Annotated in this window: 12 protein-coding genes; 1 reads left to right on the top strand and 11 read right to left on the bottom strand. The window is 49.6% G+C overall.

All coding sequences use genetic code 11. The features are described from left to right. Window positions 1-238: 238 nt before the first annotated feature. The 10 genes from JUF10_RS09905 to JUF10_RS09860 all read right to left on the bottom strand — a co-directional run bounded on the left by JUF10_RS09905 (window position 239) and on the right by JUF10_RS09860 (window position 10,227). Entirely contained in the window at window positions 239-625 is a 387-nt protein-coding gene (locus tag JUF10_RS09905) for a type II toxin-antitoxin system PemK/MazF family toxin (protein WP_203642015.1), read from the bottom strand. A gap of 40 nt (window positions 626-665) precedes the next feature. Beyond that, entirely contained in the window at window positions 666-893 is a 228-nt protein-coding gene (locus JUF10_RS09900) for a hypothetical protein (RefSeq protein ID WP_203642014.1), read from the bottom strand. An 86-nt stretch (window positions 894-979) separates the two neighbouring features. Further along, entirely contained in the window at window positions 980-2,104 is a 1,125-nt protein-coding gene (gene alr, locus JUF10_RS09895) for an alanine racemase (protein WP_203642013.1), read from the bottom strand. Further along, complete coding sequence (gene acpS, locus JUF10_RS09890) at window positions 2,104-2,466, bottom strand: holo-ACP synthase (protein ID WP_203642012.1); 363 nt, start codon at window positions 2,464-2,466, stop codon at window positions 2,104-2,106. The genes alr and acpS overlap by 1 nt, the downstream gene beginning before the upstream one ends. A gap of 221 nt (window positions 2,467-2,687) precedes the next feature. Then, complete coding sequence (locus JUF10_RS09885; RefSeq protein WP_203642011.1) at window positions 2,688-3,833, bottom strand: baeRF6 domain-containing protein; 1,146 nt, start codon at window positions 3,831-3,833, stop codon at window positions 2,688-2,690. 635 nt (window positions 3,834-4,468) lie between these two features. Continuing rightward, a complete protein-coding gene (gene cshA / locus JUF10_RS09880; RefSeq protein ID WP_203642010.1) occupies window positions 4,469-6,067 on the bottom strand; it encodes a degradosome RNA helicase CshA in 1,599 nt (532 codons plus the stop codon). A gap of 194 nt (window positions 6,068-6,261) precedes the next feature. Next, window positions 6,262-7,647, bottom strand: coding sequence for a UDP-N-acetylmuramoyl-tripeptide--D-alanyl-D-alanine ligase (locus tag JUF10_RS09875; RefSeq protein WP_203642009.1), 1,386 nt, complete (start codon window positions 7,645-7,647; stop codon window positions 6,262-6,264). A 244-nt stretch (window positions 7,648-7,891) separates the two neighbouring features. After that, window positions 7,892-8,677 carry a hypothetical protein gene (locus JUF10_RS09870; RefSeq protein ID WP_203642008.1) on the bottom strand — a complete coding sequence of 262 codons (786 nt, stop codon included), beginning with the start codon at window positions 8,675-8,677 and terminating at the stop codon, window positions 7,892-7,894. A 72-nt stretch (window positions 8,678-8,749) separates the two neighbouring features. Next, on the bottom strand, window positions 8,750-9,643 hold the full coding sequence (gene htpX, locus JUF10_RS09865; RefSeq protein WP_203642007.1) for a zinc metalloprotease HtpX: 894 nt from the start codon (window positions 9,641-9,643) through the stop codon (window positions 8,750-8,752). Between the two features lie 8 nt (window positions 9,644-9,651). Next, window positions 9,652-10,227 (bottom strand): LemA family protein, encoded by a 576-nt coding sequence (locus JUF10_RS09860; protein ID WP_203642006.1) that lies wholly within the window; start codon window positions 10,225-10,227, stop codon window positions 9,652-9,654. A 104-nt stretch (window positions 10,228-10,331) separates the two neighbouring features. Between JUF10_RS09860 and JUF10_RS09855 the strand changes: the two genes are divergently transcribed. Then, a complete protein-coding gene (locus JUF10_RS09855; RefSeq protein WP_203642005.1) occupies window positions 10,332-10,793 on the top strand; it encodes a low molecular weight protein-tyrosine-phosphatase in 462 nt (153 codons plus the stop codon). 104 nt (window positions 10,794-10,897) lie between these two features. On the opposite strand, the gene JUF10_RS09850 is transcribed toward JUF10_RS09855, so the two are convergent. Continuing rightward, window positions 10,898-13,141: an L-type lectin family protein gene (locus tag JUF10_RS09850; RefSeq protein WP_203642004.1), complete on the bottom strand. Its 2,244-nt coding sequence runs from the start codon at window positions 13,139-13,141 to the stop codon at window positions 10,898-10,900. Between the last annotated feature and the right edge of the window lie 41 nt (window positions 13,142-13,182).

Here is a 13,182-nt window from a genome sequence, read left to right as displayed (position 1 = left end):
GTTCAAAAAAGAGGCCCAATTCGAAAATGAATTGAACCTCTCAAATTCCCCTCATCAACACCCGTTGACAAAGAGCCCATAAAAAGAGCCCCCGCCCGACCTTGCCAGACAGAAACTCCATTTGTGCTCTAAACGTCTCGCTACACTCTCTCACAAGGTCGTCAGACCGCTCAGTTATAATTTAAATTTACTCGTCAAAACAACCGGCATCTATCTACCGGTCATTTCAAGGTTGCTGCTATGTACGTGGTGCCTTTTTCTTTTTTGACTTTTCCACCAACCCGATGCTAGTTGCGAGTGCGGCGTCAACCGCCGCCATGGTCTTAACGTCCAAGTGGGTCACCTGATCCTTTAACCGTAGCTTGTCGATCGTTCGGATCTGTTCAAGCAAAATGACGGAATCCCGCTCAATTCCGGTTCGCGCTGCCGAGATGCCCACATGAGTTGGCATCTTCGGCTTCTCGATCCGGGCGGTGATTGCCGCCACAATTACGGTTGGACTATAGTGATTTCCCACGTTGTTCTGGATAATTAAAACGGGGCGCATGCCACCCTGCTCCGAACCAACGACTGGTGAGAGGTCGGCAAAGAAAACGTCACCGCGTTTGACTTCAACACGGGCCATGGGCCGCCATCCCCTATCTACAAATGTTTGAGTTTAAAATTTAACGTTCCGCACGCCGATACTGCGTTAAGCACCGTTCTGCTTCTTCCTCACACGGTGTAAACGCGCGGGCAATATCTTGGTTAATGAGGGCCATCGCTTGGTACCCGACAATTAAATCTAGTTTGCGAGCTGCCGCCGACCGCAGTGGCACCAAAGCTTGGCGCCGGTCCCTGCGGGGGATGTGTAACCGTAAATGTGGTCGTTCTAATTGTTGAGAACGGATCATGATAACCCTCCTAAAATATTAATTACTCTCGACTAATATACAGTTTACCACGAAACGCGCATTCCGAACACATTAACTGGTGTAAATTAATTGCGATAGTAACGAGGCAGACGGCTTGTGAAGCCACAGGCAATCTCGTAATGAATCGTCCCGCAATAATCCGCGATATCTTGCAGACTAATCGTGGCATCACCGTCGCGGCCAACCAGTGTGACCTTAGTTCCCCGGTGATACTCCTTTGGCAAACGAACCATCAATTGGTCCATACATACGCGGCCGATAATTTCACAAGCTTGGCCATCTACCAGGACGTGAAACCCCTGTAAACGGCGCTCGTAACCATCTGCATAGCCAATCGGAACAGTTCCCACCCATTCGGCTTGTTGGGCGGTATAGGTCGCTCCATAGCTCACGGAATCGCCAGGTTGTAACTCTTTACAGTGAACCAGTTGGCTAGTCAAACTCATGGCCGGTTGTAAAGGATATGGTTCTGCAATGGCCGTTCCAGAAGGATTCAGCCCGTAACCCGCGACACCAAAGCGAACCAGGTTGTCGTTGCAGGCCGCATGCCAGAGACTCGTAGCCGAATTCGACACGTGGACGTAGCGGGGCCGTTTTTCCAGTGAACCGACTAACGTTTGCCAATTAGTGAGTTGCTTTTTGAAATAAGTGTCGTCAGGATCGTCCGCCGTTGAAAAGTGCGTGAAGATTCCTTCAAACAAAAAGTGGTCAGCATTCGACCCCATAAAGTCGATTCCCGCCTTCAGACTGGCCGGTGTCCGAAAACCGATGCGCCCCATTCCGGTATCTAATCCCAGATGAACCCGCAACGGTTGATCTTCTTTTGCCAATGCCAAGTAGCGGTCGGCGTCGATCAACCAGTCGGTGGCCGCAACCGTGGCCGAAATTTTCTCTCGGGCCATGAGTGGTGCATCGGCTGGTTCCGTGACGCCCAAGATCAGGATGGGCTCATTGAAGCCCGCTGCCCGTAACTCCAAGGCCTCATCTAAAATAGCAACACAAAAACCGCTGGCTCCAGCATCCTTAGCGGCTTGTGCCACCTGGACAGCGCCGTGACCGTACCCATTTGCCTTAACCACCATAAACAACTCACAGTCACCGTCTAACCGGTTGACCTCCGCGTGAATATTTTTCCGTAACGCCTGGCGATCAATCACCAATTGCGTTGGCCGGTGTACCCCAACTACCATTACGATTTCCCTCTTTCTAGGATGACCTGCGTCATGACCAACGTAGCCGTATGTGAAATGGACACGTGGGCAATTCCCCCAAATGGCTGGCGGAGCACCACTGGTCTACCGGCGTCGTTATCGCGAATTTCAACGTCCTGAAAGCCAACCGTCTTGCCAATCCCGGTTCCCATAGCTTTCCCATAAGATTCCTTCGCCGACCACCGACCAGCAATGAATTCGACCGCGCGTTGACCACTCAAATGCTGGTAATCTGCCAACTCACCTGGCGTTAAAACTTTTGCCAGAAACTGGGGCTGTCGTTCAACCACCGCAGCTACCCGCGCGAGATCCGTAATATCAATACCGGTTCCGTAGATCATGGTGTTCACCTCTCCTATAATGTCTAGCTAATATTTTAGCACAGCAAACGTCCTTACAGTTGACGAACTTACCGGTTACGGCAAAACATAACCTAAACTAAAACAATCGGTTGACGGTCATTCTGCGTCTCACCTTTCAAAACACCGATTGTTTGCCGAAAAACCCGCCAACAGAAAAGAGAGGCGAGCTCACCGTCTCGTCTCTCCCATTTATGTCACGTTTAGTGGTGCGTCACCGTTTCCCGTAGCCGCAACTGCGCTGCCACTGGACTGCTGGTTGGCATTGCGTCGACCGGTAAGACCTGTACCTGACCGCCGAATTTGCTAACTAACAGCGCTAGGTCGTTGTACAGGTTGTTCTGCCGACTGAGCGCGGTTGCCGTCATGATTTCACCCTTTTCAGCCAAATGGCCCGGTTGAAAGGCGTCGTCACGCAGCCATAATTTGTCCAACTGACCCTGAACGGCGGCGGTGGCAAACGGACCGAGGTCCTGCACGACGCGCTCGCCTTGCCGGGCCTTGGCATACGCGTCCTTTCTGATGTGCGTCGCTTGCAGATGACGTTGGTCGCTCACGTTGACCGTTAACGCCGCCAGGTTTTGGTTGGCTGCTGCTAAATTAGGACCCTGAACGACTCTCACGGTAGCGTCCAAGTAAGCATTTTGCGACAATTTCCGGAAGTTCCCTTGCTCACTGGCGCTGGCAACTAAGATGAGTGGCACCTGGTCCACGTTGGAATAGTGTTGGGCCACGTAGGCATCGACCATCATGAAGTAATTGCGTTGGTCGGCGGCGCGGGCCGAATCTAGGGACCCGGTCCCGCTGTAATGGGTGTGTTCGCCGGCAGAACGTTGCCAACGCCCACGGTCACGCAGCTCGTCGCCTAACGCCTGTTCTAAAGTTTCTGGCGCGTCCAATGGCAAGTTAACTAACTCCGGACGACCATTGCGGACCTGCGCCAGTTCAAACGCATCACGTCCCAGTAACAGCAGGTCATAATCGCTAGTCTGATCACGCGCCTGTAAGATTGGCAGCACATTTGGCTGGTAAGTGACGGTAATCGTTGCCGACACCGGGGTGTGTAACCAGTAGTGGTAGCTCGCGGTTGGTCCCGCCATAATCAACAGCCCCGCGGCGCTCCCGTTAGTCAACGGTCCGTGGCTAAACGGTTCGAACGCTTCAGCGTAGGCGCCCCACGCTCTGTTGGGTGCGACTTCGGCTAACCGGTTACGACCAGTCTGTAGTAAACTTTTGAATTGGGTCCGATCAGTCGCCGGAATCCCAGTAACGGGAAGGGTCATGGTGACAAATGGGCCGGGCTTAGTGGCGAGCGTCAGTGCAGCGTGTAAGTCGAAGTTGTTGGCCATGAGTAATTCCTCCATTTTGGTTGTCATAAGTTTATTCGTATCAATTCGATAAGAGAATAATATCATGACTGTGAGAAGAATGCAACGAAATATTTTTGTCCAAAATGTGTTTATAGTGTGAACTTGATTGAGAAATGCTGATTTGGCGGGAATTTGGTGGCGGAAAATATTTTGAAAATTATTTTTTGGGATAGATTGAGAGCAACTCCTGAGCATTAACCCTAATAAGCACTGGACCCGTTTTTACATATTCTACTTGCTAAACCAATTATAATTAAACTGTCTCTCGCCACTATATCCCGATCCTGACGGCTTCCGAAACGTGCGCCGCAGGGCAACTCCCTCCGCTTAACCCCAATAAGCACCGGACCGGTTTTTACATATTCTGTTTGCTAAACCAATCATAGTTAGATTGTCTCTCGCCATACTATCCCGATTCTGGCGGCTTCCGAAACGAGTTCCGCGAGGCAGGTTCCTGCGCTTAGTAAAAATCACCACCCTGTCCGGCAAAGCCGAACAGAATGGTGATTCCCACTAATGCTCAGAACCTAGGCGCCTCGCTCCACTCTCTTCTACACAAAAAGCCCTCACCCAATGCCATGAGTGAGGACCCTTCTAATCAATTTTAGTTAAAACTAGTCTTTCTTCCGAATGGTGAAGCCGCGGCTTCCACCTTCGTTACGCCGACCACTGTTGCCGCCGTTGCTACGACGGTTCCGGTTGTCACCATGACTACGTGAGTCATGTGAATCATGATTGCGGGAATCGTGAGAGCGTGAACCACCACGACTGCCGCTACGTGAATCGCGTGAATCATTGCTCCGATGACCGCGGTAACCGCCGCCACCATTACCACCACGCCGGTTGCCACCATGATGGTAGCCACCACCGCCATGACGCTTAGCACCGCGCTTAGGCAGTGGGCGTTCTGGCGTGATCTTAACAGGAACTTGGTTGCTGTCATCCTTAGTCAAGTCGTTCAAAAGAGCGGCAACTAAGTCTTCGGCATCGAATTCGTTCAACAGACCTTCAGCCGTCTTCGCAAACTTTTCGGTATCCGTCTTGTTGACCAATTCGGTAACCTTGTCCTTGGCTGCGCCTAATTGGCTCACCAAAGCTTCTTCATCCGAAGGTGGCTTCAAAGGCAGCATACGCACCTTCGTCAGCTTTTCGATTTCACGCAAGTAATCCATTTCGTTAGGCGTTACAAAAGTCATGGAAACACCATGCTTCCCGGCACGACCAGTACGGCCGACACGGTGAACGTAACTATCTGGATCTTGAGGAATATCGTAGTTGTAAACGTGGGTCACGTCGTTAATGTCAATCCCACGGGCAGCCACATCGGTTGCGACCAGGATATCCAATTGGCCGTGACGGAATTCGTTCATGATTTGTGTCCGACGCTTTTGCGTCAAATCACCATGAATACCGGCAGCGTTATACCCGCGGGCTTGTAACCCACTGGAAATTTCGTCGACCCGGCGCTTCGTCCGTGTGAAGACAATGGTCAAGTCTGGTGATTGGACGTCGAAGAAACGCGTCATGACATCAAACTTTTCAAAGTCACGAGAACGGACGTAGAATTGATCGATCAAGTCGGTCGTTAATTCTTTAGCCTTAATCTTCACGTGCTTAGGATCTTGCATGAATTGAACACCGACCCGCTTAATTTCGGGAGGCATCGTTGCGGAGAAGAGCATCGTTTGACGTTCTTCTGGCAATTGCTTGATGATGTCTTCAATGTCATCCAAGAAACCCATGTTTAACATTTCGTCGGCTTCATCCAAGACTAACATTTGGACGTGGTCGAGCTTCAGTGTGTGACGACGAATGTGATCCAATAAACGACCCGGGGTCCCAACAACCACTTGCGGGTGGTTCTTCAAGGATTTGATTTGACGACGAATGTCAGCTCCACCGTAAACGACTTGGACGTTAGCCCGTTCGTTCCGGCCTAATTTATAAATTTCTTCTTGGGTTTGGATAGCGAGTTCCCGAGTTGGGGAAACCACCAACGCCTGAACATTTTCGTTACTCTTATCAATCTTTTCCAAGATAGGTAAAGCGAAGGCCGCAGTCTTCCCAGTCCCGGTTTGGGCTTGTCCAATCACATCTTGACCAGCCAAAACCATGGGGATTGTCTCGGCTTGAATTGGGGTCGCTTCCTCGTAACCTGCTGTCGTAACTGCTTTCAGTAGGTCATCGGAAAGACCCAGTTCTTTAAACTTCAAAAATAATTTCCTCCTAAATGAGTACGTCGCCCTAGTGCCTCGTGAGACTCGGAAAAAATCCGTTTTCCTTGACACGACTTACGATTGGCTAGAGCGGGGTAAATTTCGTTCTTAAAAATACAACTAAGCCATCATACAACGTGAAAACAAAATAAGCAACTCCCACGACTCGTGGAAATTGCTTTGTTTTCATATTAATTTTCAGAAGAATCCTGTAACGCCGCTAAAACTTGCTCTAAATGAATCCCATGGGATCCTTTTAATAAAATTTGGTTGTCTGCAGAAAGTTGACCCTGTAAATCTGCCGTAAGCGTTACCAGGTCGTCCGTGGCAAAATGCGATACGGGCAAGTCTGGTGATTGCTTGGCTAAGGCGTCTTGTAAAGCGACCATGTGCGGGCCAACCAAGTAGACGTGACTAATCTTAGTCGGGTCAATCGCACTGGCTAGACCAGCATGCATCGCATCGGCTTGGTCGCCCAATTCCAACATGTCCCCGAGCACCACATAGCGCTTACCAGTTACCGGTGTCTTGGAAAATGCCGCCAAGACTTCCTTCACGGCCGTTGGGTTGGAGTTATACACGTCGCTCAAAATAGCGGCCCCGGTATTACTCTTGACCCATTCTGCGCGATTCTCGGTCAACGGTACAGTGGCCAAAGCCTTTTTGGCACTCTCCGGTCTGATCCGATAGGCATTAGCCACGGTCAACGCTGCCAAGGCATTGTTGACGTTGTAGGTCCCAATCATTGGAATCGTAAAAGTGATCTCTGGCCATTCATTGGTGCTGAAGCTGGTCTCGGTCGCCGTACCGACCACGTTAGTCGCGAACAGATCGTTATCGTCATGTTGGCCGAACGTGAGCCGTTGTTGACTCAACGCCGTGGCCCGCTCGCGAAGTAACGGTTCATCCCCGTTGTAAACGAAGATACCATCGTCGCTCAGGCCATGCGTGATTTCAAATTTAGCGTCCGCAATCTTATCCCGGGTGCCGAAGAATTCAATGTGGGCTTCCCCAATCATCGTCACAACGGCGAGGTCTGGCCGCACCAGACTACTCAAGAAGTCCAGTTGACCCGGTCGATCCATCCCCATTTCGACGACTAACATCTCCGTGTTCGGTTCCATCGACAAGACCGTCATCGGCACACCAATTTCATTGTTAAAGTTGGCGTGGGTCTTCGTCACGTTGAATTGCGTGGCCAAAACGGCGGCAATCATATCCTTTGTGGTCGTTTTACCATTGCTCCCCGTAATGGCAACGACCCGCGGATTAATTTTAGTTAAATAGTACTGCGCTAAGGCTTGCAGCGCCTTTAACGAATCAGCGACCTGAACCACCGGAAAATCTGCCGGTGCCGTCGCTAAGTCGCGGGCCCACAATGTGGCCGCGGCGCCGTGGTCGATCGCCGATTGAATAAACTGGTGCCCATCTTGTTCGCCAGTCAACGGAATAAAGAGCCCCCCCGGCTGGAGGTGCCGACTATCAAACGCAACGCTAGTCACGCTGACATCGCTCCATTGTTCAAAATCATTGATTGCTCCCACTGCATGAGCAATTTCAGCAAGCTGCATCTTCATGTTTTCTGCTCCTAATTTACGGGCGACCCTCATGGTAACGCCCGGTTTCAAGTTGGACCATCACCCGATTAGTCGACCAAGTGATGGTTGCCAAATAAATTCTGTTTTTTATTATACCATGGATTGCCAGTGTCATTCTTAAAACCACCGGAAAAACTCAGTAGCCATTGCCCGCCACAGCCATCAAAAAAGCTATGGTCACCCCTACTAACAGTAGTAGGAACACCCATAGCTCGGTTACTTTTTAAATTAAATCTGCCACGTCACTAAACACTTGATTGTCATGAATGCTCAATGCCCATTCACGCGTGGTCAAGTCGTAACGTAAACTCGCGACCTCCCGCGAATCGGCGTAAACCTCTTCTTGGGTGTACCAGGTTGCTTGCCGTTCAGGGTGCGTCACCGCACGTACTGGGATCACATAAATTCGATGGCGTTCGACCAATTGGTCAAAAGCAATGATCATGCCATCAAGTAGCCCCTGCGTTAATTGTAGGAGAATCTCATGGGGAATATCACTGATGGCTAACGGCCGGGCAAAGACCCATCGGTTATTGTGAATTGCACGTAGGTGCCGCTTGATGCTGACTTCTAAGACGTGATCAAAGTCACCTAAGTGTCGGTAATACGTCTTGTAGAAGCCGTCACGAAGCGTTAAATAAGCATACTCATTTTGAAGCTTCGCGTAAAACGGTGTGCGGATGTGCGTTTCCATGTGCGCTAAATAGAGAAGTTCGGCAATCTCACCCGGTAATAAAAAGTCGAGGTCGTCGCCATGAGCGTAATCTAACCATTTAACGGCATGGTCGTGTTTGCCTAGCAGATAGCGGCGAATCTGCGCTTGGCCCGTGATGGTCTGCAGGCGCGTGTGCGGATTGATTTCCACATCGTTACCGGACTCATCGTTCAACAAAAGAAGCTGATTGGGTATCGCCGGAATACCGTTTAAAAAATCAGCGGGTGAAATGCCCAACGAATAAATCATATTCGTCACGGGCTCTAAACTTAAATAGACAAAATTTCCGCGCATACTCTTACACTCTTTCCCCTAGTCTCAAAGTTAATTGTACTACGAAACGTCGGTAAGTCACTCACTATTTTTTTACATTTTTTCGAGCCGCGCAATCCGGTCAGCAATCGGCGGATGGGTGGCAAATAGATCGGCAAATTTTTGGCGTTTCTTGAAGGGGTCACTGATATATAAAGCGGAACTGTTTGGATCGGCAGCCTTCATTGGTTGGCTGTCATCGATCTTCTTCAATGCATCGATCAGGCCCTGTGGGTTCCGGGTCAGCTCGACACTTGAGGCATCGGCTAGATACTCCCGATTACGCGACAACGCCATCTGGGCGATGCTGGCAGCCAGTGGTGCCAAGATGATGAGCAGAATGGAAATGACGATTCCAATAATGTTACCGCTCGAATCTCGGTCATCATCTCGACTCCGACCGCCGCCCCACCAGAGCCAGTTACTGGCAAAGTTGACCAGTAACCCAATTGCCGCTGACAAGGCTAAGGCAATCGTCTGTAAACGGATGTCGTAGTTTCTAACGTGAGACATCTCATGGCCGATAACGCCTTCGAGTTCTTCACGGTTGAGCCGGTCCATGATGCCCGTGGTCACTGCCACCGCTGCGTGCTTGGGGTCATTCCCCGTTGCAAAGGCGTTGGGACTGGCATCCTCAATGATAAAGACCCGTGGCATAGGAACCTGTGCCACTAAAGCCATATCTTCAATCAGATGCCAAAGCTGGGGTGCTTGCTGGACGTCCTTGATCTCGCGGGCATGATTCATGCTCATCACGACATCGGTCGACTGACTGATCATGATGACCATGTACACCGCTGTGACCACAGCCGCAATCACCGTGCCGGATACCCAACTGTTCCAGAACAGGTAGCCCAGCGCCGCACCGATGGCCAAGACCAGGACGCCGAAACCGAACATCACGTAGCCGGTCCGCCGTTTATTCATGGCTATTTGGTCATACAACATGTTATCGCCTACTTATCTTGGTTGAAATCGTCAAAATTGACTTTAGGCGCTACCTTTTCCTCTTCAGGAACCTGCAGGTAGTCGCTCTCTTGGAAATGATGAATCTTGGCAACAATATTACTTGGGAATGACAAGATCTTCATGGTCAAGTTGGCCACGGAGCTGTTGTACAGTTGCCGTGAGTAAGCAATCTTGTTTTCCGTATTGGTCAATTCTTCCATTAACTGTGTGAACTGTGTGTTGGCCTTTAAATCTGGATAGTTTTCAGACAGGGCAAACAATGACCGCAGTGTTGTGGACAGTTGGTTAGAAACTTCCATGGTTTGTTGATGGTCGTCAGCTGGTACCGCTGTTAATTGATTCCGCAGTTCGACTACCTTTTTCAACGTCGATTGTTCGTAGTTGGCGTAACCCTTCGTGGTCGAAACCAGGTTGGGAATTAAATCATTCCGCCGCTTCAATTGCACATCAATTTGACTCCAAGCTTCCTGTACGTGAGTCCGTGTCCGAATCAAGCCGTTATAAGAACTAATGTACCAAACGACTAACAAGGCCACGATAACGATTAAAATAATTGCTACCATATGCGCTCTCCTCCTATTTTTTCTGGTAAACTCATCATAGCAAAAGGTCCAGCTAGACTCCAGTAACAACGCCTAGCTTAACCATTAATTAGGAGGTTACCCCCATGCAACATGTTCTCTTTGTTTGTCTCGGCAATATTTGCCGTTCCCCCATGGCCGAAGCCATCTTCAATGACTTGGTCGAAAAACGCCAATTAACTGACAAATTCACCGCCATTTCCGTTGCGACTAGTCCTGAAGAAGAGGGCAATCATCCCCATCCCGGTGCCCTAAAAACGATGCGTGCCCACGGCCTAGATGCCAGTCAGCACCGCTCCCGGCCAATCACGACTGCCGATTTCGAATGGGCCGATACTATTATCACTATGGATCACAGCAACGTTGCTAATTTACAGCGTATGGCCCCTTCTGCGGCCGACAGAGACAAGGTCAAGCTCTGCTTAGACATTCTCCCTGGACGCGAAGGTGAAGCCATTGACGACCCCTGGTACACGCATAAGTTCGAACTGACCTATCAGGAACTGGCTACTGCCCTGCCGGCTTGGCTGGATGCTTTGAACAAGTAACCATCACAACTTATAGCATCAACTACCGCTCTACACTTAGTTTAAAGCACCGAACTAGTTCGATTTGAGAATTAGTTGGTGCTTTTTTGTTCTATCCTAAACTATCAGATTGCATCCAGTAACGACCAGAGAATCTCTCCTTGATAGTTTCCGGCAACGGCTCCGCCAGATAAATGTAGAAATAATCCGCGTTGTTTCCCCGCCGAATCCTGCCAGTTGTCTGTCACATTCGTCACTGAATCAGCCCCCGCGTTCGTATGCTGCAGAATTGGTCGAGCCTCTTTAGCTAAGGGAATGGCTCCCTCGGCTGTTTTGTAAATGAGGTCACCCGCTAATCTCTGTTTAGATTGTGTTTCAATTAACGGTTCTGCTTGGACTTGCAATGTCCAACTTCCGTTACGCCGTGTATCTGCCACAGCCAATGAAAATCCTGGCTGGGCGAAGACATCCTGTGCTCGACCAGTCAACTGCTCAGCAAAGTCCACCTGACCAGTCGCATTGGTAAATTGAACCTGTCCTTGACCAACGCTTGAATCATTTTCCAACGGAGATACATTTAGCTTCAGTGGCTGGGATGTCAAGCCATCAGTGGCCACAAGCGTCAGTACGAGATCATTATCCCCTGTGTGCAGTATATTGGCGGGAAGTATATATTTAAACGTTCCTACCTGGTCACTGTCACTCATCGGCTGTTCATTTTGTACGATTCCATTGAGCTTACTAGTAATGTGTAGCTCCGAATTTCGGTACTGTAACTTGCCAAAATCGACTTGGCCAGTCAATATCACATCTTTTGCATTATCTAGTGGATTTGCCGTATCTGTTAGAATCTTCAGTGACATCTCTGGTTGATCAATCGTAAACTCTGGCGTAGTTGTTTGCGTAGCGGCTTCCGTACCACTAAAAGTACTAATAGCTTCCGGAACGTGGCCACTCTGCGTCTGTGCCCTACCCTTGAACGACAACGTGACCCACGGGTTTTGCTCAGACAAAGCACGTGTCAGTTGATGAGCAAAACTTCCTGTACTGAGATCAACATTTTCCATTGGCAAATCATCTTGGCTTCCGTCAGCATTGGTAATCGTCACCGATTGAAATGTGACTTTCTCTGGCAACTTGATTTTTGCCGCAATATTTTGCCAAGACGTGCTCCCATTCAGATAACGCAATCGGTAGTCCAATTTCACTGACGCACCATGTGGGACGACACCCCCATCTGCTACGGGTTTGCCATCCGCGGATAATGTCACCGCCGCATCACTATCAACTAAGTCGGGAATCTGGTCAAAAACGACTAAATTATTCTCATCCCACGCACCAGTGGCACCAGTGAAACCCCACCGTGCTGAGCCCGTGCCATCTGGATCAATCTTTCTTTTGTCCAATTCAACCGTTGCACTCATCCCACTACGATCTTCAGCCGCCGTATCAAGTTGACGGTCATCAAAACTGTACGTCATCTTTCCAGTGGGTGCATCTTTTGAAGCCGTCTCATACGCCAATGTCACGTGATGCCACTGACCATTCGACAGAAAATTGTAGTTAGGTTTATTGTCCCCCGCAACAGCCCCCCTAACGTTAGGAAGAATCCCCTGATGATCAATACTGGCAAGTCGTTTAAAAACAAGCCAATTATCCGTAAATTGTGGCAAATAGGCTTGCGGCTCTCCTGGATAGTTTGAGGCAATATGTGGTCCTAACAAGGGAACACGTTTTGGATTCAAATCAAATGAATTGGCGGTGGCTGCCTGCAACGTATTATCTGTATTCAAATGGGTGTCAAATTCTAACGCCCAACTATTTTTAATTGCTGACTGGGCAACGTGTCTTTGCAATGTCTTGTCATCGGATAACTGCGTATTATCATCCACACCCCAAACCCCAAGCGTCTCCCCCTGAATTCTCTTGGGGTCGTCACTTGGAAAATTAGTCAACGCACCTTTCCCACGCGAATCGTTCTGTAAAACAAACGCCATCCCATCAGCCGCCTTTTCAAACTGATTTCCAAAATATAGCCACATTGACAAAGTCTGATTATGGTTGAGATTAAATTTACGATTGGGTTTAGACCACACTGCCCCCACTTGATAAGTATTATTCGTAATTCGTACGGCTTCCGTATTGGCCACTGACGGATTACGCGATGCTACGACCGCCGATTCGCTCAGTTCTGATGTCCCCATGTCAAAATAGTCTTGAACTAGTATGCCTTGAGGGGTCGTTTCCAACGCCGTATTAAGGTCTTTCTGTCTGTCACTCACATAGGCCGCCATCGCCGGTTCCACTGGTCCCCCAATAGCAATCCCCATCCCCAGGCCGATTAGCCCACAAGCCAAATATTTAAGCATCCTCTTACTCCTCTCCTGGCGGGGGTGTGACCGTTAACTAT

The sequence above is a fragment of the Levilactobacillus andaensis genome, from assembly GCF_016861695.1.
Taxonomy (GTDB): domain Bacteria; phylum Bacillota; class Bacilli; order Lactobacillales; family Lactobacillaceae; genus Levilactobacillus; species Levilactobacillus andaensis.
This window is presented reverse-complemented; position numbering and strand designations above follow the sequence as displayed.

Excerpts from the sequence above, each read along its gene's own strand:
- JUF10_RS09905 (WP_203642015.1), bottom strand. The coding sequence starts at position 625 with ATGGCCCGTGTTGAAGTCAAACGCGGTGACGTTTTCTTTGCCGACCTC.
- JUF10_RS09900 (WP_203642014.1), bottom strand. The coding sequence starts at position 893 with ATGATCCGTTCTCAACAATTAGAACGACCACATTTACGGTTACACATC.
- alr (WP_203642013.1), bottom strand. The coding sequence starts at position 2,104 with ATGGTAGTTGGGGTACACCGGCCAACGCAATTGGTGATTGATCGCCAG.
- acpS (WP_203642012.1), bottom strand. The coding sequence starts at position 2,466 with ATGATCTACGGAACCGGTATTGATATTACGGATCTCGCGCGGGTAGCT.
- JUF10_RS09885 (WP_203642011.1), bottom strand. The coding sequence starts at position 3,833 with ATGGCCAACAACTTCGACTTACACGCTGCACTGACGCTCGCCACTAAG.
- JUF10_RS09875 (WP_203642009.1), bottom strand. The coding sequence starts at position 7,647 with ATGAAGATGCAGCTTGCTGAAATTGCTCATGCAGTGGGAGCAATCAAT.
- JUF10_RS09870 (WP_203642008.1), bottom strand. The coding sequence starts at position 8,677 with ATGCGCGGAAATTTTGTCTATTTAAGTTTAGAGCCCGTGACGAATATG.
- htpX (WP_203642007.1), bottom strand. The coding sequence starts at position 9,643 with ATGTTGTATGACCAAATAGCCATGAATAAACGGCGGACCGGCTACGTG.
- JUF10_RS09860 (WP_203642006.1), bottom strand. The coding sequence starts at position 10,227 with ATGGTAGCAATTATTTTAATCGTTATCGTGGCCTTGTTAGTCGTTTGG.
- JUF10_RS09855 (WP_203642005.1), top strand. The coding sequence starts at position 10,332 with ATGCAACATGTTCTCTTTGTTTGTCTCGGCAATATTTGCCGTTCCCCC.
- JUF10_RS09850 (WP_203642004.1), bottom strand. The coding sequence starts at position 13,141 with ATGCTTAAATATTTGGCTTGTGGGCTAATCGGCCTGGGGATGGGGATT.